This window comes from Moorena sp. SIO3I6, from assembly GCF_010672095.1.
Genome location: NZ_JAAHHU010000093.1, coordinates 1 through 21,799 on the forward strand (window position 1 = coordinate 1; position 21,799 = coordinate 21,799).

The following is a 21,799-nucleotide window of genomic DNA, read 5'->3' on the forward strand; positions in this document are numbered from 1 at the left end:
TGATGGTGAGTGAACTCAATCCCCTGCCAGTTCTGAGCTTGAGCTTGCTTAAACCAATCCTTTACTGACTGGCTGAGCTGACCTTGGTTGCCTTTGAGAGCCAAAACATAGTCTCCTTCGGCCTTCTTGATTTGCCCAGCGATGGAGATTTGGGTTCCCATCGCATCGAGGGTCACTACAGCTCCCTTAAGGTTAAGCAACTTCAGCAGCAGAGGTACTGCCTTGATTTCATTGGACTTGCTCTCGACCTTTTGCTGAGCCAGCACCAGCCCATGTTCACTGCTCCAGGCACTGACACTGTGCAGAGCTTTAAGTTGGCTTTCTCGGTCATAAGAACCTTTTAGCCTCTTGCCATCGATATGAATCAGTCTCACACCTAATTTCTCGGTGATGCTGCTGACCCAACTCAGGAAACTGGTTTCTAGCTCTTGGGGTTCGAGGCGACCCAACACCCGGCCAAAGGTATCATGGGAGGGAATCCCATAGGGTAAGTCCAAAAAGGTCTCTAGCCACCCAAGCTTGGCTTTGCCGTAGGTCTCAATGGCGACAAACCCATCGGCTCCAGAGAGGATAGCCAAAATGGCAATGGTGACTATCCCTAGCAAACTGTGATGCTGGGTTCTTTCCACACGGGGATCCTGTAGGTGTTGAAAGTGTTTAAGAACACTCTTTCTAAGAATCAATGCCTGTTGTTGTTGCTGAGGTGTCAGCACAAGTGCGGCCATTGCCTTTTGACATGACCAACGATGGGGAAATAGAAACTTTTGTTGATCCTCAGGTTAACTGCTTGGGCTTCTGGGAGGTAGCCTCAAGGAATATCAGGATTTTCATAACACACCTAAGTATTTGTCAAGTACATTTTATACAAAATTAAGATGCGATTACCCTGAGTTGTTACAAGATATCGCAGCCGCTTTGGGACAAGAAGAAAAGGTAGAGGAAGCGATACTGAAGCTAATAAAGCTTTTCGTACAGCTATGTCTTTTCGTTTCTTCGTTCGCGTAGCGTGTGCTTTGCACATATGGCTGACCAAAAATAGGGATGTATTTGCCGCTCACAAAGAGGGTTTGGGGTATATTTGGGCTTAAATTTCGTTTAATTCCCAATAGCTGATAGCTGAATGCTTACACAAAAATCAGCACAATTCTTTTAGGATTATATATATTCTCTCAATCCAAAACCAGTAGCCAAGCTTCTGTGTTGAGAAACCAACAGTCAGGAAAACTCATGAATCATACCCAAATCACTGATACCCTCTCGATTGGCGATCGCTGCCCACTCACCCTGATTGGTGGTCCGTGTGTGATTGAATCGGAAGACTTTACCTTAAAAATGGCAGAGGAGATCCATAAAGTATGCGATCGCTTAAATATTCCTTTCATCTTCAAGTCTTCCTTTGACAAAGCCAATCGAACTTCAATCAACTCCTTTCGGGGACAAACCCTAGACACAGGTCTAGACATTCTCCAGAAAGTTAAACAGAAGGTGGGTGTGCCAGTGCTTACCGATATCCACGAAAGTCACCAAGCTGCAACGGTTGCTGAAGTAGTCGATGTCCTGCAAATCCCAGCTTTTTTGTGCCGCCAAACTGACTTGCTAATCGCTGCGGCTGCCACAGGTAGGGCAATTAATGTCAAAAAAGGTCAGTTTCTTGCCCCTTGGGATATGAAGCATGTGGTCACCAAACTGGAAGCTGGGGGAGGCAAAAATATTTTACTCACTGAGCGGGGTACTAGTTTTGGTTACAATACCCTAGTGGTAGACTTTCGCTCCCTCCCTCAGATGCGCGAGTTAGGTTATCCTGTGGTTTTTGATGCCACTCATAGCGTCCAAATGCCAGGAGGAAAGGGAGATCAATCTGGTGGACAGCGGCACTTTGTTCCCTATTTGGCCAGAGCTGCGGCTGCCGTTGGCATTGATGCTCTGTTCATGGAAATTCATCAAAATCCTGACATCGCCCTTAGTGATGGTCCGAATATGGTGCCATTGGCGGAACTGGAAAATGTCCTCAAGGGAATTCTGAATGTTCGTGCAGCTTTGGACGCTACAATTGGGTAAAATTGGCGGATAAATTTGCTATGAATAACATCCCTGAGACTGAATTACAAGCACGTTTATCCCAGGTGAAACTGCTAGCCCTAGATGTAGATGGAGTCATGACCGATGGCGGACTTTACTACACAGAAAGCGGTGAAGAACTCAGAAAGTTTAATGTCAAAGATGGCATGGGAATCAAGCTACTCCAACAGACTAAAATTGAGGTAGCTGTTATTACCAATAGCAGTTCTAGAGCAACCCGACATCGAGTCCAAAAGCTAGGAATTAAGTACAGTTTTTTTGCCGTTGAAGATAAGTTAGCTGTCCTCAAAGAACTCTGTGAACAGTTAAGTTTATCTCTTTCCCAAGTCGCCTATGTTGGTGATGATATCATTGATTTAGCCGTTCTGAAAGCTGTAGGATGTCCCCTAACTGTTGCTGATGGGATACCAGAAAACCAAGACACTGCTGTGTATGTTACCAAATTAGCAGGTGGGCAAGGAGCGGTTCGAGAAATATGTGAGCTCTTGATCAAAGCACAGGTTTAAGGTAAGTATTCAGCTATCAGCTATCAGCTATCAGCTTAAGCGCTACGCGCACGCTACTTGAGGTGCTATCAGCCCCCGCAGCCTAGAACTTAAACGCTACAGCTGAACCAAAAGCTCAGTTTATGCCCGTAGCAAGTATAGAAGACTATCCCGATTTAAAAGATAATGTCTGAAAGGGTTAGTAGGCAATATTTCTCAAGTAGTAAGCCTATGGGCTACGCCCACGCTACGGGAACAGCTGGGTTTTGAATTAAACTGGTAAGCATTCCTACTCACTTCCAAGCTTTTCTATGAAAATTATGCAGCTGGTAGGTTGGAACACGAGCAGGAGTTAAGAGCAGCAATCAACAACCTTGAACTGCAAGCCCAGCGATATATGGACTTATATCATCAGGTGTTACAAGATTAGAATGCGATCGCATCCGTCAACAGCACTATCAGATCACTATAGAAAGTTATATAGCAATCCGTATTTCTTTAAATTAGTATTATATAGAGTATATTAATAACTCTGGAAAAGTAAAATTATGAGCCCTGATATCTCTTTAGTTAGTATGTATTGATAGATACTAGCCAGATATAATTATTTTAAGAGGTTATCACCTTGAAAACCATTGCTCTCATTGAGGAAAATTGGAATGGATATCGTCCAACATACCTCAAGGTTTTCACCAAAACGTTACTTGAGCTTGGTCATCAAGTAATAGCCTTCTGCCCAAAACCATTAGAATTAACTGAATGGGTTGCCTTTAACTGCCCTAACTATCAAGAGCAATTCCAGGTTTTTCAATTTCAAAGACCAGAGCCTAGCTCATTTGGTATCAATGGAATTCGCACAGCCCTGAATGCATTAAAACGTTGGTACTACGCCAAAGCTAGCATTCAGTATGCTTCATCAAAAATTGGTAAAGTACCCGATCTAGTATTTTTTCCCTGGCTTGATAGTTGTTTAGCACCCTACCTGCTACACCATATAGTAGACAAGATTTTCCCTTACCCTTGGTCTGGTCTCTATGTTAAACCTCGTCATTTGAGGCTTAAACAAACGTTTTGGTCTATCAATAGAGGTCCTCTAAAACCTCATGCTGCCTTAAAGTCCTCTCATTGCCCAGCTATTGCTGTTCTTGACGAAGGGATTGCTAAGCAATTACAAAGCAAAATCAACGGCAAAACGGTAATTACTTTTCCCGATTTTACCGACGAGTCAGCCCCAGACTTGAATTGGTCAATCGTGAAACAAATTCAAGCCAAAGCTGAAGGCAAAAAAATCATTGCATTACTAGGCATACAATCCCAGCGCAAAGGAGTTCTGACACTTTTAGAAGTTGCTCAGCAGATGGTGAAACAAGACTATGTTTTTGTCTTCGCTGGTCAGTTATCCAAGCAGAGCTACACTTTCCAGGAGCAAGCAAGACTCCAGACTCTTCTTAACCTAAAATTACCTAACTGCTTTTTTTATTTTCAGCGTATTCCTGATGAAGCAAAATTCAACGCTTTAGTTAGTACTTGCCATATCTTATTTGCTGCCTATAATAACTTCCCGCACAGTAGTAATATCCTGACTAAAGCAGCAGTTTTTGAAAAACCTGTGATTGTGAGCAGCAAGTTTTGTATGGCAGAGAGAGTGAGCAAATTTAAATTGGGTTTAACTATCAATGAAGGGGATGTGCTGCAATGTATTTATACTATAGGTCTGCTCTGTAGTAAACTGGATAACTATAACCAAGAAGTGCAACCGGATTTTCATGGTTATAGACGTCTTCATTCTACTGATAAGCTCCTAGAGAAACTTCAGCGTATTTTAACTAGTATTTAGCAAGTCGCTATTCAAAAATACAGCGGTTTGCAATTGCTGTTAGGTACTTTCGTTCTGGGTTTTTAGGGACTGAGGCCGTCGGCCACGCGGGGCGCGTTCGGAGCAGGGACTGAGGCCGTCGGCCACGCGGGGCGCGTTCGGAGCAGGGACTGAGGCCGTCGGCCACGCGGGGCGCGTTCGGAGCAGGGAGCAGGGAAGAGGGAAGTCTGAGTCAGGACTTACGCACAGAATCCATGGGTAGGGTGGGCAAAACCTTGCCCACCCTACAGGTAGCGTTAAATTGAGGGATTTGCGTAAGTCCTATGAGTGCAGTTGCGCCATGGTTAACTCAGCTGTTGGTAAGCATATGCCCTGGGGGAACAGCGGTCAGGGATCAGCCGTCAGCCATTCCCGTAGGGCATATGCTGATAGCTGATAGCTGATAACTCCCTAGACCTTGGTAGTGATCCGGTCATCCTGTCATCCGGTCATGCCTTGATAATCTCGTAAATTTTAAAAAATCAATCCTACCCTGAGCGATCGCAGACCTTTGATGTTAGGATTTGACTCGTAACCGTAAATTATACGGATATAAGCAAAGATACAGGGAATTGTATCTTTGTGAGGAGTGTTAAAAAAAAGGAATAAGAGGCTTGTGGTAGATTCTAAACGATTGTCTGGGCAGTTGTTCAACTTAACGGGAACTAAACTCCTATATATTCTATCAATCGGCTTAACTCTGGGTGCATTAATTCTGGATGGGACAGCAGCTCGGTCCCTGATCGCAGGTAACTCCATCACTATACCCCTGTTGATCTGTGCTCTGATCACTACTGGCATTGGATATCGAGCAGTCCCCTTTCTACAAGCACTCAAAATGGGTCAGATTATTCGTCAAGAGGGTCCCCAATCCCATTTACACAAAGCGGGTACCCCCACCATGGGTGGCATATTTTTTGTGCCGGTAGCGGTGGTGATTGCCCTGGTGTGGTCAGGATTATTCCTCCAACAGCAGGATTTTATCCGGGTCCTAGCGGTATCCCTAGCCACCCTTGGCTATCTGTTCATCGGCTGGGTGGACGATTGGCAAGTAGTCCAACGTCGCTCTAATAAAGGGATGTCCCCGAGAATGAAACTGGCCTTACAAATTGTGGTCAGTTTACTGTTTTGTCTATGGTTAGCACAAACCCAGCCAGCCAGTATCACTAACATCACCCTACCCTTGGGGATCGTCTTACCCTTGGGATTGTTGTTTTGGCCGGTGGGTATATTTGTGCTATTAGCAGAAAGTAATGCTACTAATCTTACCGATGGAGTGGATGGACTGGCAGCAGGAACCTGTGCGATCGCATTTTTAGGACTAGCTGCCCTGATTGCTCCGACCTCCCCTGGTTTAATGGTCTTCTGTGCTTGTATGAGTGGCAGTTGCCTGGGTTTTATTGCCCACAACCGCAATCCCGCCAAAGTCTTCATGGGGGATACCGGTTCTCTAGCCCTAGGAGGAGCACTTGCAGCGGTAGGACTTTTGACTGGGAACCTCTGGAGTTTATTTATAATTAGTGGTATTTTCTTCGTAGAAGCAGTTTCAGTGATTGCTCAAGTTAGTTACTATAAAGCCACCAAAGATGCCAATGGGGTGGGTAAGCGTTTATTAAAAATGTCACCGTTCCACAATCATCTGGAACTTTCTGGCTGGTCAGAGACCCAGATAGTGGCGGTATTTTATTTAGTTAATGGGCTTCTAGTGTTGTTGTGTTTGGCTTGAATTGTGATTGGGTCTTTGTCCAGCCTTGCCTTGGGAGGCTAGGGGGGCAAAATCATACCATCCTTAAGCAAGGCCGACTGACATTTTTGCTGATTGTCTTGATGTAGTCGCTCATCGGGAGGGGCGGCATCAAGACACTATTTTTGCAACGGGTCTACTGATTCATCCTTCATTCTTATGCGCCCTTATCCAGTCATTCTATTAGGAGACAGAGAATTTCACAGTATCACACTGGCTAAGTGGCTAGACCAGAGGAAAGTAGACTTTGCTTTGCGTCCCTATTAAGGGCACTTGTATTCAAGATGATGACACCGTTTATCGAGCGCTGAAAAACTTAGGAATTAAACCAGGAATGTCTCGGTTTTATAAAAACATTTCTTGCACAAAAGCCCATCAGCTTGGTAATTTGAATTTAGCAGTTTATTGGAAGCGCACCTCTCGAAAATACGAAAGTTAATGAGCGACGTTTACTGGCTATTGTTTTGCTCATTTCTATCGCTTATACCCAGGCAACTTTACAGGTAAAATATTTACAAAATCTCGAAGTTAGTGAGTATATTTGTCGTCCTACTGAACCGGAACGTTCAACGGCTCGACATAGTTATTTTTGGATTGGATTGTACGCTCCAGATTCGGTTCAATCTCTCAATAACTGGTCAGATTTAGCTTTTATTCTGATGCATATCCAACCTCACAAACGGCTCAATTTTCAGCGAGGACTTAACGCTATATCCGTTATCCAGAGTGCTTTGTAACCTTGTTGTCACCCCTTGATACTCAAGTCATAAAAGTCATCAGATAAGAGCTAAATAAAAAGACTGGTTAGAAATGGGATTGTATTTTTTTTTTCGCCAACTTATAGTCCAGAACTTAATCTAATAGATGGGGAGTGGCATCAACTTAAAATTCCTCAAATCTCTGGTCGAATGTTTGAGGATAAATAGGATCTAGCTTTAGCCGTTAAAGAAGGTATAAAAAAACGAAGTTGCCAAGTAGGTTATCAGCTTCAACAGTGGACAATATCTGGAAATGTAGATAGTAAAAATGATCAACTTTTTAAGGTTTAATTAAGCCCACCTACTTAGGTGCGACCCGTGGCGAATTTAATTCGCCTACGGAAAGCGCACCTTATTTTTTTTTAAGAGACCTCAGCAATTTGTATTAAAACCATCAGCTAAATTACTGAAAATAGTGATGTATCCCGGGCGCGGGGGTGTTGGTCGAGAGGGGGGAGTGTGGGAAGTGCGGGAAGTGTGGGGAGAGGGCAGTGGGCAGATGGGGGAGAGGGCAGTGGGCAGATGGGGGAGAGGGGCATTGTAAATTACCCCAAAACTCAGTTTTATTAAGTTTTGTATACTAATTAAGGTAAAAGCGAAAGTACAAGCGATCGCATAATCATGATCACAAAGGTGCAAATATGGGTAAATCTAATGGTTATAGCTGTAATTTGCCTCTCAGGCTGTAGTGATGGTAAACCAAAGAGCGAGACTAAGCCTACAGCAGGGAATGGCAAGCTGCAATTTCGGGCTAACGGTGAAGACTTTGTCCGACAGGGCTTTATTTCCAAAGACAGTTGGCAAATATCTTTCGATCGGGTTTACATCAACCTAGCGGACGTGACCGCTTACCAAGCTAACCCTCCCTATAACCCCGATAAAGTAAAGGAAATCTCAGTCGAAGAGAAAATTATCCTCCCCAATCCCAAAACCATCGATTTAGCGGAAGGGGGAGAGGATGCCGAGCCAATTCTGATTGCTGAGATAGCTGATGCACCAACTGGTCATTACAATGCTCTTTCCTGGAAAATAGTCAAAGCCAACACTGGTCCAGCAATGGGTCAAACCCTAGTGATGGGTGGTAAAGCCAGTAAGCAGGGACAAACCATTGATTTTGTGATCAAACTTGACCAAGAGATTGAATACCGCTGTGGTGAATTTGTCGGTGATCAGCGCAAAGGGATTCTAGCCAAGGATGGGGAAGCGGACATAGAAGCTACCTTCCACTTCGATCACATTTTTGGCGATAGTGATGTGACGGCTAATGACCCCCTCAACACTGGTGCGATCGGATTTGAGCCATTAGCTGCACTCGCTAAGAACGGCAAACTAGAGGTGACAATGGCTCAGCTTAAATCAGGACTCCCAGCTGGAACCTATCAGCAGCTTACTCAAGAGATTCTTCCTAACCTAGGTCATGTGGGTGAAGGTCACTGTAAATCTACTCCAATTTCCAGGTCATGACGTACCCAACACCCTTACTCCAAACCCCGGAGTCTTATCACCTAGAGTCCTTATCAAGACAAGGAAAAATCGAGAGGTAGTGCTATAAAAATCAAACCTGATCAGCTCTGACCCATCTAATTTGCATGACTCTTGAAGAGTGGGAGAGTGGAAGAGTGGGAGAGGGTCACAGAGATTGACGACTTTTCCGGAAAGTAAAAAATATGTCAATTAAATCCAGTCAACACTCAACAGTCAAGAATTAAGGATGAAGTGGAAAGGTTTGATGCTACTGAGCCTGGTTTCTGTCTTGAGTTGGTCAGTTAATGCTGAGGCTCACGGCACTAAGCTTGAATCTAAAACTATCCAGGCCATTGAGATTAATGCTAAATACGACACTGGTAAACCGATGTCTAATGCCCAAGTAACCATTTATGCTCCCAATAATCCTACCACTCCTTGGCAGACAGGGACTAGTGACACCAACGGCAGGTTTATCTTTGCTCCCGATTACGCTCAGCAGGGAAATTGGACAATTCAGGTGCGCCAAGCTGGTCACGGTGGCATGATTACTCTTACTCTTGGTGAAGAGAATTCTGCTGTAGCGGGTCAGTCATCAGCAGCGGGTAACTACCTAATGAGCTCATCAACCAGTCCTACTTACACCCCTGTTCAGAGAATGCTCATGGCAGCTGCTGGTGTCTGGGGATTTGTGGGTACAGCACTCTTTTTCTTAGGGAGGAAAACTAATGCACATTCCTGATGGTATTCTCCCTGCTTCTGTCTGTCTTGCTGGTTATGCAGCTACTGGTGGACTCACTTGGTATGCCCTACGTCGAATTGATCAACATCAAAACCCCCAGGAGGCAATTCCCAGAGCGTCCTTACTGACCGCTGCCTTTTTTGTGGCATCCTCAATCCACCTCCCCATCCCACCAGCGAGTGTCCATTTCGTTCTTAATGGCTTGTTAGGGGCAATTTTAGGTTATTATGCCATTCCTGCCATTCTGATTGGTTTGTTCTTTCAAGCAGTTATGTTCCAGCATGGTGGACTCTCCACCCTCGGGATAAATGCAGCCATGATGGGAATATCAGCAATCTTGGCGTATCACCTGTTCCAATTGCGGCGGGTGTTTGGTAAAGGCAATCGAATTGTTACTGCTATCTTCAGCTTCTTGGCAGGTGCTGCTGGCTTGGGAGTGGCGACGCTAATATTCTTCGTCCTAGTCATTACCAATATTCCTGCTACTATTAATGTGGCAACAGAACGGACAGCAATTTACGGGCTAATGGTTGCCCATATCCCCCTGATGGTGATCGAGGGGTCGTTTTCAGCGGCAGTCGTGTTATTTTTGCAGCGAGTTCAACCAGAATTGCTAGGGGAATCGGGAAGGGGAAGCAAATACGATATCAAAACTCAAAAATGATTTTCGACTAATTAGGGCTTCTCCCACTGCCCCCTCTCCCCTCTCTTCCCCTGGAGCCAAGTTCTTTTTCAGACCTTACAAAACACCACTAGTGGCTAGACCTAAGATGACACCAGCGCCTAGGATGTGACCCAGGCTAGTAGTTGCCAACAGTTCAGGGATGCCAAAATTGGCAAACAGTCCAGAGGCACCGGGTAAAGCTGGGCCTTGACCGGGGTTTTTGATGGCAAAGCGACCAACAGTAATCGCAAACAGATTACACAAAATCATTACTATCCCCACTGTGGGACTCCACTCTGGGGTCACCGGAACAGAGGTTTCCACAGCAGCTAACAAAATTGAGTTAATCAATGTAGTTTCTCCCATATTGATGAATTGATCAGCAATCAAAGCAATCATAAGAATTTTCGGGGAGAAAAATCTCAACTTGTTTTAAGAATTTACATTTTGAGATTTCAGAGTGATCACAGCCTCAGAAATTTATGTAAAGTTATGCAAATTTTGGTAAATTGTATAGAGTACCTATATCTTGAGCAGTTTTCCAGTGACTCAATCTGACCAGAGTCAGCCAGTAAAAGCAAACCAGATGGCTGTATGGGGAATCTTTAGTTCAACTTTCCTAACTATCTTTCTAGCCGAGATGGGCGACAAGACCCAATTGGCAACACTACTCATCACTGCCGAATCCCAGTCTCCATGGATTGTGTTTGTTGGTGCTGCCGCAGCACTGATATCTACTAGTTTGCTAGGTGTACTGATTGGTCATTGGCTGGCTAAGCGCTTCTCCCCTGAGATGATGGATACTGCTGCCGGAACACTTTTACTGTTGATATCAGTTATGCTTCTGTGGGACGCAATCAAACTGAATTAGTTATGAATTAGTGATTAGAAGATGGATTGGCAATTACTAGGACTAAGTTTCCTAACTGTATTTTTAGCTGAAATTGGAGACAAAAGCCAATTGGCTGCGATCGCACTCAGTGGTAGTCTCAATTCCCCCCGTACTGTGTTTTTGGGAACTATAGCGGCACTGATACTTGCTAGCTTTCTGGGTGTAGTAGCTGGGGGAGGGGTGGCTCATCTATTGCCTACTCGTCTACTTAAAGCGATCGCAGCCATTGGCTTTGCTTTGATGGCATTACGGCTATTGTGGCCTTCAGAAAGAACGGTGGAGGATTGATCCTCTACCACCCCACCTCCCTTTCACCTGATTAACCTGACAATAATGTCCACAAGATCCACGAGAATGAATCAGCCCTGGGGTTAGGGGGAGTGTGGGAGCAAGTTACGAACAGACCAATCTACGATAGTCTTTATAGCACCAGTTAAGTAGTGTAGTCCCTGCCATCAACTTGATTGCTTCTAGCAGCCAGTAGCCTTCATGCATTTGCACCATTCCTGCTGGCATGCCACTCACTGGCTCTAGAAGATTCAGTTGTAGAGCCATGGCGCTCATCTGGGGTGTCATGATGTAGGTATAAATGATTGCGATCCCTACCATGAGCAGGGATAATAAAATAGACCAGCGTCTGACGTAATGATAAAGATTAGAATTACCACGCAGAACTAGGAGGCTGGCTAATATTAAAGCGCCACACAAAAGCTCAACACGATTAAATGTCCAGAAAATTGAATAGCCAGCTGTAGCAAAACTAGCCTGACTCATCATGCCAGCTGTAGACATGCATGGCATGATCACAAAGTCTATAACCAAACTGCTACTGAGCCAAAACCCTAAAGCAAACATGGCAATGGTTCGCCAGCGGCTCTGCTGTGAATCCACGCCAAAAACAGCGTTCATAAAATTTCCTCTACTTTCTATCCTGCTCTTAGCTTAACCAATTGTTTTTGCAAAAAGTGTGAAGTATTTTTGCAAAAAAAAGTATTTTTGCAAACAAATTTTAAATTAATCGTCAGGACTAATCTCAAATCCAGTTGAGTAATACTGTAAGCATATGCGCGAAGCGCAGGCTACGCCAACAGCCGTCAGCATATGCGCGAAGCGCAGGCTACGCCAACAGCCGTCAGCCTAATCCTTAAAATAAACATCGTTCGCGTAGCGTGCGCCAATGCCCACACGGGAGAATTTAATAGTTCGAGATTTTACAGGATTTAAAGTCTGGGGATTTGCCCATCTAAGCATTCAGGAATTGGCCTGTAGCTGATACGCGACACGCTGATAGCTGATAGCTTACGATAAATTTTCTTGAACTGTCTGTTGTAGTTGTTGGGTCAACATCTCCACTGTTCCTGCTCGGTTTTTTCTGTAGGACTCAAAATGCTCTTTGAGGTTTATGGGGTCTCCAATGCGGAGCATCGCTTTGCGGTGTCCTTTCACCAAAGGTCGATCAAACTTAAACACTTCCCGCTCTAGTCGAGTCAGGGTATCCAAAAAACGCTCTGGGGTAGGGGAAGCCGCAACATAACCATCATAAATTGCATCGAAATTCAGCAGGCGGAGAGTAGCTTGGTAAATTGATTCATAAGTGGTTTCATCAAACTGGTCTAACTCTTGAGCACGGGATTTTAAGACTGACTGAATTTTATACACTCGTTCTCGGATTGGTGTCATGGTTGCCGGTGTTATCTCTAGCTTCTGTTCACACTCAATCAACAGATGAGTTTTGAGCTGGTTAATCCGTTGGTTCCAATCGATCTGAGTGGTTTGGTCTAGATTAAGGTCGTATTCAGTCTCCAAGCGAAGAATTACTTGCTCAGCAACACCCCGTAAACGCCCATAGAAGTTTGGTGCGATCGCATTAATTTTGAACGCCTTCTCTAGACGGGACAGGGTCTGATCAATCACCGGCTTCATGGAATCAGTGTACTGGTACTTCAGACTTACCGGTACTAAATAGAGATTAGGAACAGGTTCACCCTGTTTCACCATTTGGTTCATTGCCTGTAGAGGCAGTTGAATAGCTCCCGTTCGGAAAGGCATAACCGTATCATTTTGATAAGAGCAGCCCCCTTCGGGGAAAATCACCAAATCACAACTTGGTTGCTTCAGTAACTTTAGGGTTTGGGCAATGCTGGTGCGATCGCCTAAACCCCTTCGAATCGAGTAGGCTCCTATCAGCGGCAGAAATTTTTTCATCCATCCCCGGAAACTCTCGTAAGCCACAACATAGTGAAAGAGTTGCCCTAACCGAGTTGATAACAGAAACAGAACCATCCCATCATCAAGGGTAGGATGATTGGGGAGATAAACCACCCGTTCCTCTTCCAAGCGAGCCAGTTTCTCTAGGTCCGTAGACTCAACCACTAACTTCAGTTGATAAAAATTATCGGCGACTAGATCAGAAAAGCTTTGACAGATGCGGGTTAATAGGGGATTGAGCCTAGGTGCATAGAATTGAGGGCTTGACAAAACAGACATAGCATGTATTCCAGGAGGAGATCGGAAGATTAGGGAGATGGAGAGATCATAAATACTTTAAACAGTTTGACTTGAAATAAATTATTGTGCCATTTTGCCATTGTCGATGGTCCCATTATTCCCCACCTTTGCTCCCTTCGGGATTTTCCTCACTACAGACAGATGCCATAGTTGTACCGGATCAATTATGGTTTGCCTACTAACCTTTCACATTAGAATTATCAAATAACAAGAATCATCAGTAGTGTCAACATGTTAGATGGTGAAGTCAAACAAAAAACGGCGTCATATACCGCTACGTCACCCTTGATCCTAGCTCTAAAGAGATTGAGCTTGCGTGCGCCGCTTCTGTTTTCGGTAAACTTTATCAAAATTACTATAGCCTTAGTCTTATCCTTAGTAATTTTGGATACTCCCTCAACCCAAGCCGTTGAGTTAGCGGATGGGAGAGTTTCATTTGAGAAATCTCCTAGGTTGTTGGATGCAGTAACTACGTTTAATCAAGCTGATGTGCGAGGAGCAACATACTATTTCACCGTGGACTTACCAGGGGATATTGGTGAACCACTCCAAAGATTAACTATTAATCAGCGTCAAGGAGGATATAAGATTCAATTCTATCCCGAGAAATCCTCAGCATTTGAAGGAACCTACCAAGACCGGGGTCAGCCGTTATCTCTGGGAAGGGTCACAAAAGACGACTCAACCAAAACAATTTCAGTTACCTTCGATCCACCAGTAAACCCAGGAAAAACCATTACGGTTGGGCTTCGTCCTGTTCGCAATCCACGATGGGGAGGCGTCTATCTGTTTGGTGTTACAGCTTTCCCCCCTGGAGAGAACCCCTACGGTTTATATTTAGGTGTTGGACGTTTACAGTTCTATTCTCCAGCGGGAGATAGGCTCAATTTTAGATAACATCTTCGGAACATTCCTTGGATGTTAATTGTTAGTTCATTATTAATTATGAATGATAAAGTTAAAATTAACAATTAACAATTAACACAATCAACCATTTTAAAACTCATTAACCAGACTTGATTTAACCTTTTGCCTGATTATGGGACAAACCATTATTCAAGTAGACGCTTTCACCAGTAAACCCTTTACAGGAAATCCTGCTGCTATCTGTGTTTTACCAACTGCTCAAGATGACAGTTGGATGCAAAACGTAGCGCGAGAGATGAATTTATCTGAAACCGCATTTCTAGTCAAGCAAGAGGATGGTTTCAATTTGCGTTGGTTTACACCAACAGTGGAAGTCCCCTTATGCGGTCACGCCACCCTAGCTAGTGCTCATGTTCTTTGGTCAGAGGGACATCTGTCCCCTGATCAAATGATTCGGTTCTACACCAAGAGTGGATTGCTGATGGCTCAGCGCCAGGGTGAGTGGATTCAACTAGATTTCCCGGTGAATCCCTCAGAAGTTATCAGTACTCCAGAAGCACTCAGCCAAGCCTTGGGTGTACCGATCAAGTGGGTTGGGAAAAATTCCCTAGGCTATTTGGTCGAGGTAGAGTCGGAAGAGTTGGTCAAGCAGATGCAGCCCAATTTCCAACTGATGAAAACCTTACCTCTGTCTGCGGTAATTGTGACTAGTTGGGCTGACAGTGATTCAGAATACGACTTTGTTTCCCGATTCTTTGCCCCCAGATTGGGAATTGATGAAGACCCAGTTACAGGTTCTGCCCATTGTTGTCTCGCTCCCTTCTGGCGCAATCGCAATAGTAAAGATCAGTTCTTAGCCTACCAAGCCTCCTCTCGGGGTGGTGTAGTAAAGGTTAACTATACCGGTAGCGATCGCGTTTTTCTGAGTGGACAAGCAGTTACTATCCTGCGCTCAGAATTGCTCATCTAATCCTGAAGGTTAACACTCAATCAAACCACCTACCCTTCTCGAACGCCAAAGGCGAACAACATTCTACATTCTGCATTCTACATTCTGCATTCTGACAGACAACCTTGGCCTTTTGGCCAAGCGATCGCGTTCAACCTTCAACCTTCAACCTTCAACCTTCAACCTTCAACCTTCAACCTTCAACCTTCAACCTTCAACCTTCAACCTTCAACCAGACCCAGAACCCACTGCCTCAGAAATTGAACTCATGCCTCTTTCCTCCAACTTCTGCAACAGCCCTTGCAGAATCTGCCTTACCATCCATGGACCGTTATAAATCCAACCCGTGTACACCTGAATTAGACTAGCACCTGCGGTAATCTTCTCCCAAGCATCCTCCGCCGTAAAAATGCCTCCAACCCCTATAATCGGTAAGGTTCCTTGAGTTTCCTGCCAGATAAACCGAATTACCTCTGTAGAACGTTGACGCAACGGTGCTCCACTAATCCCTCCAGCTTCTTCCGTTACCGGTTTGCCCGTTGCCGCAATCCGTTGTGTTTTAAGCAGATCCCGACGGATGGTAGTGTTAGTGGCAATAATCCCAGCTAACCCATAGCTTTGGGCAAGCTCAAGGACATCTGCGATCGCATTCCACTCTAAATCCGGGGCAATCTTGACCAGAATCGGCTTTTGGGAAACGTTTTCCTGTTGCAGAGCATCTAAGATCAGACTAAGTTGACTGGCATCCTGAAGCGATCGCAATCCTGGTGTATTTGGTGAACTCACATTAACCACAAAGTAATCCCCCAATTCCCTCAACAGGCCAAAACTCGACCGATAGTCATCTGCTGCCTCTGCTAGGGGTGTTACTTTAGATTTACCTAGATTAATCCCAACCTGTAACCTGTTAACCTTCAACTGTTCTACTTGTAACCTGTTAACCTTCAACTGTTCTAATCGAGCAGCCATTGCTATAGCCCCAAGATTATTAAATCCCATCCGATTCAGAGCAGCTTTGTCTTCTACCAAGCGAAATAAACGAGGACGAGGATTTCCCGGTTGACCGTGAAAGGTTACAGTACCCAGTTCAGCAAAGCCAAACCCTAAGCTTCCCCAAATTCCAGCAGCCACACCATCTTTATCAAATCCTGCTGCTAAACCCATAGGGTTGGGGAAGTTTACTCCCCAGAGGGTTTGTTCGAGGCGACCATCATTTAAGCAAAACCTTTGCTGTAATTGACCCTTAACCCAGTGACCTAGAGTAGATTCCTGATTCGATGACAGCCAGCTCAATAGCGCTAGAGTTCGATTGTGTAACCATTCTGGATCTGTCTTCAACCCAGAAAATAAAATTGGACGAATGGTAGATTGGTAAATATCCATAATACTGAGTGAGTCCGTAGCTCAATGGGTCAGTAGGTCAGCGAGTTAGTAAATCAGTGCTGAACAAAATACTCCACCATCTGGCTAGTTGTTATTAACAACTGTGGATTTACTTCAATTTTTAATTTACCCATTCAAACGTCATACTTTGATTGATTCTTTGATTAATTAGTTGCGTTATGACCAAACCCTAAAAAAAGGGCGTTGTTTGGGTAACTTAAAATGACATTTTTATCACTGAGTTACAATCAGTTTTTGCAACTCTTACTCCCTACTCCCTACTCCCTACTCCCTACTCCCTACTCCCTACTCCCTACTCCCTACTCCCTACTCCCTCAAACCACCCGACGGGGAGTTAGGTGATCCCTCCTGACGGTAACCATAAAAATCAATCCGATATTCCGTAATCTTTACACCAGTTTGTGCCTCAATTTGCTTGAGCAAGTCTTCCGGTAGTTCTACATAAACATCAAGAATCTGGTTTGTATCCAGGCAATTGACATGGCTATGAGTATCGCTGATATTGCCGTACAACCGTCCATCCGAGCGCTCAATACATTCAATAATACCTTGACTGGATAGGGCATCTAAATTCTGGTAAACAGAAGTATGACCAATAACTTTACCTTGTTGATTCAATCGGTCATAAATGTCTCGCGCTGACAGATGGTCTTTAGCTTCCCATAACAGTTCTAGAATAAAGCGACGTTGACGACTCAGACGCATACCCAGGGTCTGACACTTGTCGATTGCATCTTCTAGTGAACGAATTGGTTTAGCAGCTGCCGCTTCTTGTTGCATGACATGAGTTGATGAGTTTAACGAAAAGGAATCCCTTTAAATTTATTTATAGCTCAGGCAGTTATTCACTTAAGCCAGGACAAGGCTATCGTGTGATCGGAAGCAACGGGAAAGGGTAAACGGGGAATACTTTCTGTTCTCAACTTCCCTGTTCTCAAGTTTTTCCTTGACCTTGAATGCCCCTGTTTAAATTAATTTTCAGTTAAATTTGGTAGCCCTAAGCCTTATATCCTATATTTTACTACAAAATCCTGAACTACCCCACCCTACCATCTAGATGTGCTCTGCTTAGCCATCGGACAAGATCCAGGTGTCTTGACTAAGCCATTGCTCTTCACAGCAGCTACTGAAGCAATGCAACTGAGCTATAACGGAAGTATATCACCTTTACAAAAACTTTGGAAAAAAATCTGGAATTCTTCAGGGTCAATGGGTAGTTGACTGTATTGCTCAGAAACACTCACATCAACCTGATTCTGAAACAAAAGTCAACACAGACTCCTCTCTATCGAGCCAATTATAAAACATAATCAGAAATTAGCAGAATGGAAAACACAGAAAACCAAGAACCCATGGTTCCAGGTATGACCAATGGTGGAGCAACTACCAATGGCATGTCCTTAGGGGAAATGGCTGATGACCAGATGTCATCCTTTGACATGAATGCTGTATCCAGTCAAGGCAATATACCCACAGCAGTGCCCATGAGTTCATCTGCCCCAGATAGTGAAATGGAGAACGTGCTGGTAGAAATGCGAGCTCCTAAGGATCAAGGGGCTAACGTGTTTTTATACATGGCAGGAAGTTTCAGGGTTCCTAGCTTCCAAATCGATTATGACTACGAGCCAGTATCGATGGATCCTGAGACACCGGAACTGGCCATGCAGCTCCAAGCCTCTAATGAAGAGGTAATTGTTGTCAAGGGCAAAGTTGCTCAAAACCAAATTGCTGCCCTCGAAGCCCAACCTAATGTCATCAAAGTCTGGCCAGACACCCCGATCGAACCCTTCAACACTACCACCCTACAGCAAGAGTATCCGATGGTAGAACCAATGGCAGGGTTTGGTAGCTGTCCGATTGGTTCTTGTGACTGTAACCCTGGGGCGGCTAAGGGAACTATGGCGGACGTAGCCAAGTATCTTGGCGTTGATCAAATTCATGCTGCTGGTTATAAAGGTCAAGGTATTGTTGTTGGTGTCGTTGATGGCGGGATTACAGCAGCTGGTCGTCCTGTGCGTCCCGGAGAACCCTCCAAGCGGATTCCCAATGTTATTGGCGGCTACCACCGCACGGTGGCATGGGGGACTCAAGCTCGCAGCTGGGGCGAACATGGCAATATGTGCGCTACAGATGTGTTGGGTATGGCTCCAGAAGCCAAGCTCTATGACTTTCCACTAGTAGGGAATGCTATCTCTAACGCCCTGGCTGCGTTCAATTGGGCAATCAAGCAGTATAAAATTGACGGCACACCCCACATTCTCACCAATAGCTGGGGAATTTACCAGGAACAGTGGGATAAGACTTATGCCAGAAATCCTAACCATCCCTTCACCCGCAAAGTTGTGGAAGCGATCAATGAAGGGATTCTAGTTCTGTTTGCCGCTGGTAACTGTGGTGGAACCTGTCCTGATGGTCGTTGTGCCTCAGATTTCGGTCCTGGTAAAAGTATCTGGGGCGCGAATGGTCATCCCCTAGTGATGACAGTGGGCGCAGTTAACAAGAATGAACAGTTTGTCGGCTATAGCAGCCAAGGACCAGCGGCTTTGTCCCCCCAAAAGCCTGACTTCTGTTCCATCACCCACTTCCGGGGTTACTTCCCCTGTGATAACGGTACCTCTGCTGCCACACCCATTGCTGCTGGAGTAGTAGCCTTGCTCAAGCAAGCCAAGCCGAGCCTAACTCAGGAGGAGGTTAAGAAACTCCTGGAGAGTACTGCTAAAAATATTGGTTCTCAGGGATGGGATCAGCATTCCGGTGCTGGCATTATTCAGCCCAAGGTAGCCTTTGACAAAATCAAAACTCCCCCCACCCCTCGCCCCAGTGAAGATACCTGGAGTGACTGGGAAAATCTAGGCGGCTATGGCCTATATAGTCCAGCGGCTGCTTCCTGGGGACCTAATCGGATTGACACCTTTGTGATTGGTACTGACCACGCTATGTATCACAAGTGGTGGGATGGCTCGGCTTGGCGTGGCTGGGAAAACTTAGGGGGTTACATTATTTCTGCACCCGCAGCGGTTTCTTGGGGAAATAACCGCATTGACACCTTTGTGGTTGGTAGCAATAATGCCCTGTACCGCAAGTGGTGGGATGGCTCGGCTTGGCGCGGTTGGGAAAATCTAGAGGGCTACTGCTTGTATGCTCCAGCGGCTGCTTCCTGGGGACCTAACCGGCTTGACACTTTTGTGATTGGTACTGACCACGCCGTCTACCACAAGTGGTGGGATGGCTCGGCTTGGCGGGGCTGGGAAAACTTAGGAGGCTACTCTATTTCTGCACCCGCAGCAGTGTCTTGGGGTCCAAACCATATCGCTATCTTTACCATTGGTCGCGATCGCGCTCTATACTACAAGACCTGGAATGGTTCGATTTGGAGTCCATGGGAAAAACTGGGAGGCTACTGTCAGTATGGTGTAGCCGCTGTGTCCAGGGGAGTCAACCAGCTCGATTGTTTCGTGATTGGATCCATGGGCAAGGTCTATTGCCGTTCCTGGGATGGTTCTGCCTGGAAAAATTGGAAAAACCTAGGTGGTTACAGCATTGCTGGGGTAGCAGCAGCATCTTGGGGACCTGACCGCCTTGATGTTTTTGTCGCCGCTGGTGATCATGCTCTGCACCACAAGTGGATGGGCTGAGATCAAGATTACTGATTAAGGAAGTGAAGGTAAAGAATTTTTAATTCTTTACCTTTAATTTTAAATGGTCGCGTTCGCGTAGGGTGACCTACGGTCAAGGGACTTGACGAATAGCTGCTACGGCGTTAAAAACTTTTATCTTTTGCAACTACTTCTTTACATGGTCGCACAATTGCCTATCGCTCTCGCTGACATTAGGATTATTCTCCAAATAATGGCGCACCCAATCGCAAGTCTTCGCCATTAAAGAGTCTAAGTTTAAGTCTAGATTCCCGAAGAGTTTGATCCTGAAGAGTTTGATCGTGTTGTCAAGACTGCCAGAAGCCAAGGTCTGGCCATCCCGGCTGAAACTGACGCTATTGACAGCGCCATCATGCTCGATGAGGGTGTGGATTTCGGTTCCTGTCTCTAGATTCCAGTGTTTGATGGTGTTGTCAGTACTGCCAGAAGCCAAGATCTGGCCATCCCGGCTGAAACTAACGCTATTGACAATGTTAGTATGCCCGATCAGGGTGCGGATTACCTTGCCTGTCTCTAGATTCCAGAGTTTGATGGTCTTGTCAGTACTGCCAGAAGCCAAGATCTGGCCATCCCGGCTGAAACTAACGCTATTGACAGCGCCATCATGGCCGATCAGGGTGTGGATTTCGGTTCCTGTCTCTAGATTCCAGTGTTTGATGGTGTTGTCATCACTGCCAGAAGCCAAGGTCTGGCCATCCCGGCTGAAACTAACGCTATTGACAGCGCCATCATGGCCGATCAGGGTGCGGATTACCTTGCCTGTCTCTAGATTCCAGAGTTTGATGGTGTTGTCATCACTGCCAGAAGCCAAGGTCTGGCCATCCCGGCTGAAACTAACGCTATTGACAGCGCCATCATGGCCGATCAGGGTGTGGATTTCGGTTCCTGTCTCTAGATTCCAGAGTTTGATGGTGTTGTCATCACTGCCAGAAGCCAAGGTCTGGCTATCCCGGCTGAAACTGAATCTCGTGACTCTGTTAGTATGCCCGATGAGGGTCTGGAGGGTCTGGAGGGTGAGGATTTTCCTTCTCGTCTCTACATTCCAGTGTTTGATGGTGTTGTCATCACTGCCAGAAGCCAAGGTCTGGCCATCGGGGCTGAAACTGACGCTAAAGACCAAGTCATCATGCCCGATCAGGGTGCGGATTACCTTGCCCGTCTCTAGATTCCAGAGTTTGATGGTCTTGTCATCACTGCCAGAAGCCAAGGTCTGGCCATCCCGGCTGAAACTGACCCTCCTGACCGAGTCATCATGCCCGATCAGGGTGCGGATTACCTTGCCTGTCTCTAGATTCCAGAGTTTGATGGTGTTGTCATCACTGCCAGAAGCCAAGGTCTGGCCATCCCGGCTGAAACTGACGCTCCTGACCGAGTCATCATGCCCGATCAGGGTGCGGATTACCTTGCCTGTCTCTAGATTCCAGAGTTTGATGGTGTTGTCATCACTGCCAGAAGCCAAGGTCTGGCCATCCCGGCTGAAACTGACCCTCCTGACCGAGTCATCATGCCCGATGAGGGTTCGGATTACCTTGCCTGTCTCTAGATTCCAGAGTTTGATGGTCTTGTCCTCACTACCAGAAGCTAAGGTCTGGCCATCGGGGCTGAAACTGACGCTAAAGACCAAGTCATCATGCCCGATCAGGGTGCGGATTACCTTGCCCGTCTCTAGATTCCAGAGTTTGATGGTCTTGTCATCACTGCCAGAAGCCAAGGTCTGGCCATCCCGGCTGAA

General features: G+C 45.6%; 24 protein-coding genes. 17 read left to right on the forward strand and 7 right to left on the reverse strand.

Going from position 1 to position 21,799, the window contains the following annotated elements; translation table 11 throughout:
* Positions 1–725 (reverse strand): ISAs1 family transposase (locus tag F6K49_RS23255; RefSeq protein ID WP_293100494.1); only part of this gene is annotated, 725 nt, incomplete at its 3' end.
* 502 nt (positions 726–1,227) lie between these two features.
* Between F6K49_RS23255 and kdsA the strand changes: the two genes are divergently transcribed.
* The 11 genes from kdsA to cbiM all read left to right on the forward strand — a co-directional run bounded on the left by kdsA (position 1,228) and on the right by cbiM (position 9,791).
* Positions 1,228–2,058 carry a 3-deoxy-8-phosphooctulonate synthase gene (gene kdsA, locus F6K49_RS23260; protein WP_293100498.1) on the forward strand — a complete coding sequence of 277 codons (831 nt, stop codon included), beginning with the start codon at positions 1,228–1,230 and terminating at the stop codon, positions 2,056–2,058.
* A gap of 20 nt (positions 2,059–2,078) precedes the next feature.
* On the forward strand, positions 2,079–2,585 hold the full coding sequence (locus F6K49_RS23265; protein WP_293047039.1) for an HAD-IIIA family hydrolase: 507 nt from the start codon (positions 2,079–2,081) through the stop codon (positions 2,583–2,585).
* A 604-nt stretch (positions 2,586–3,189) separates the two neighbouring features.
* Complete coding sequence (locus tag F6K49_RS23270) at positions 3,190–4,401, forward strand: glycosyltransferase (protein WP_293100501.1); 1,212 nt, start codon at positions 3,190–3,192, stop codon at positions 4,399–4,401.
* Between the two features lie 634 nt (positions 4,402–5,035).
* Positions 5,036–6,145: a phospho-N-acetylmuramoyl-pentapeptide-transferase gene (mraY, locus tag F6K49_RS23275; RefSeq protein WP_293023642.1), complete on the forward strand. Its 1,110-nt coding sequence runs from the start codon at positions 5,036–5,038 to the stop codon at positions 6,143–6,145.
* Between the two features lie 265 nt (positions 6,146–6,410).
* On the forward strand, positions 6,411–6,602 hold the full coding sequence (locus tag F6K49_RS23280; protein WP_293100504.1) for a hypothetical protein: 192 nt from the start codon (positions 6,411–6,413) through the stop codon (positions 6,600–6,602).
* A gap of 25 nt (positions 6,603–6,627) precedes the next feature.
* Entirely contained in the window at positions 6,628–6,900 is a 273-nt protein-coding gene (locus F6K49_RS23285) for a hypothetical protein (protein ID WP_293072228.1), read from the forward strand.
* 78 nt (positions 6,901–6,978) lie between these two features.
* On the forward strand, positions 6,979–7,089 hold the full coding sequence (locus tag F6K49_RS53535) for a transposase (RefSeq protein ID WP_364305118.1): 111 nt from the start codon (positions 6,979–6,981) through the stop codon (positions 7,087–7,089).
* A gap of 250 nt (positions 7,090–7,339) precedes the next feature.
* Positions 7,340–7,465, forward strand: coding sequence for a hypothetical protein (locus F6K49_RS23290; protein ID WP_293072229.1), 126 nt, complete (start codon positions 7,340–7,342; stop codon positions 7,463–7,465).
* A gap of 110 nt (positions 7,466–7,575) precedes the next feature.
* Positions 7,576–8,385, forward strand: a complete 810-nt coding sequence (locus F6K49_RS23295) for a DUF4382 domain-containing protein (protein ID WP_293023648.1) — start codon at positions 7,576–7,578, stop codon at positions 8,383–8,385.
* Positions 8,386–8,632: 247 nt separating this feature from the next.
* Entirely contained in the window at positions 8,633–9,127 is a 495-nt protein-coding gene (locus F6K49_RS23300; RefSeq protein WP_075905495.1) for a carboxypeptidase-like regulatory domain-containing protein, read from the forward strand.
* Positions 9,114–9,791 carry a cobalt transporter CbiM gene (gene cbiM, locus F6K49_RS23305; RefSeq protein WP_075905497.1) on the forward strand — a complete coding sequence of 226 codons (678 nt, stop codon included), beginning with the start codon at positions 9,114–9,116 and terminating at the stop codon, positions 9,789–9,791. The genes F6K49_RS23300 and cbiM overlap by 14 nt, the downstream gene beginning before the upstream one ends.
* 75 nt (positions 9,792–9,866) lie before the next feature.
* Here the strand turns inward: cbiM and psaK are convergent, their stop codons facing one another.
* Positions 9,867–10,157, reverse strand: coding sequence for a photosystem I reaction center subunit PsaK (gene psaK, locus F6K49_RS23310; RefSeq protein WP_081431422.1), 291 nt, complete (start codon positions 10,155–10,157; stop codon positions 9,867–9,869).
* Positions 10,158–10,335: 178 nt separating this feature from the next.
* Here psaK and F6K49_RS23315 point away from each other — a divergent pair, with 178 nt between their 5' ends.
* Together F6K49_RS23315 and F6K49_RS23320 are read left to right on the forward strand one after the other, a co-directional pair.
* Positions 10,336–10,662, forward strand: a complete 327-nt coding sequence (locus F6K49_RS23315; RefSeq protein ID WP_293023656.1) for a TMEM165/GDT1 family protein — start codon at positions 10,336–10,338, stop codon at positions 10,660–10,662.
* Between the two features lie 21 nt (positions 10,663–10,683).
* A complete protein-coding gene (locus tag F6K49_RS23320; protein ID WP_293100511.1) occupies positions 10,684–10,971 on the forward strand; it encodes a TMEM165/GDT1 family protein in 288 nt (95 codons plus the stop codon).
* Positions 10,972–11,076: 105 nt separating this feature from the next.
* Here F6K49_RS23320 and F6K49_RS23325 read toward each other — a convergent pair whose 3' ends face one another.
* Complete coding sequence (locus tag F6K49_RS23325; protein ID WP_293023662.1) at positions 11,077–11,592, reverse strand: DUF4149 domain-containing protein; 516 nt, start codon at positions 11,590–11,592, stop codon at positions 11,077–11,079.
* 390 nt (positions 11,593–11,982) lie between these two features.
* Positions 11,983–13,170 carry a 1-acyl-sn-glycerol-3-phosphate acyltransferase gene (locus F6K49_RS23330; protein WP_293100514.1) on the reverse strand — a complete coding sequence of 396 codons (1,188 nt, stop codon included), beginning with the start codon at positions 13,168–13,170 and terminating at the stop codon, positions 11,983–11,985.
* Between the two features lie 333 nt (positions 13,171–13,503).
* Here F6K49_RS23330 and F6K49_RS23335 point away from each other — a divergent pair, with 333 nt between their 5' ends.
* On the forward strand, positions 13,504–14,088 hold the full coding sequence (locus tag F6K49_RS23335) for a DUF2808 domain-containing protein (protein ID WP_293023668.1): 585 nt from the start codon (positions 13,504–13,506) through the stop codon (positions 14,086–14,088).
* A gap of 142 nt (positions 14,089–14,230) precedes the next feature.
* Entirely contained in the window at positions 14,231–15,028 is a 798-nt protein-coding gene (locus tag F6K49_RS23340) for a PhzF family phenazine biosynthesis protein (protein WP_293100517.1), read from the forward strand.
* Between the two features lie 207 nt (positions 15,029–15,235).
* Here F6K49_RS23340 and F6K49_RS23345 read toward each other — a convergent pair whose 3' ends face one another.
* A complete protein-coding gene (locus F6K49_RS23345) occupies positions 15,236–16,390 on the reverse strand; it encodes a quinone-dependent dihydroorotate dehydrogenase (RefSeq protein ID WP_293023674.1) in 1,155 nt (384 codons plus the stop codon).
* 222 nt (positions 16,391–16,612) lie between these two features.
* Here F6K49_RS23345 and F6K49_RS23350 point away from each other — a divergent pair, with 222 nt between their 5' ends.
* Positions 16,613–16,753: a hypothetical protein gene (locus F6K49_RS23350; RefSeq protein WP_158069877.1), complete on the forward strand. Its 141-nt coding sequence runs from the start codon at positions 16,613–16,615 to the stop codon at positions 16,751–16,753.
* On the opposite strand, the gene F6K49_RS23355 is transcribed toward F6K49_RS23350, so the two are convergent.
* The gene (locus F6K49_RS23355) at positions 16,718–17,191 is read right to left on the reverse strand and encodes a Fur family transcriptional regulator (RefSeq protein WP_075905509.1); all 474 of its coding nucleotides are present in this window, start codon (positions 17,189–17,191) and stop codon (positions 16,718–16,720) included. The genes F6K49_RS23350 and F6K49_RS23355 overlap by 36 nt on opposite strands.
* 545 nt (positions 17,192–17,736) lie before the next feature.
* Between F6K49_RS23355 and F6K49_RS23360 the strand changes: the two genes are divergently transcribed.
* Positions 17,737–20,046 (forward strand): S8 family serine peptidase, encoded by a 2,310-nt coding sequence (locus F6K49_RS23360; protein WP_293039346.1) that lies wholly within the window; start codon positions 17,737–17,739, stop codon positions 20,044–20,046.
* A 148-nt stretch (positions 20,047–20,194) separates the two neighbouring features.
* On the opposite strand, the gene F6K49_RS23365 is transcribed toward F6K49_RS23360, so the two are convergent.
* A partial coding sequence (locus F6K49_RS23365) for a WD40 repeat domain-containing protein (protein ID WP_293100520.1) occupies positions 20,195–21,799 on the reverse strand: 1,605 nt, incomplete at its 5' end.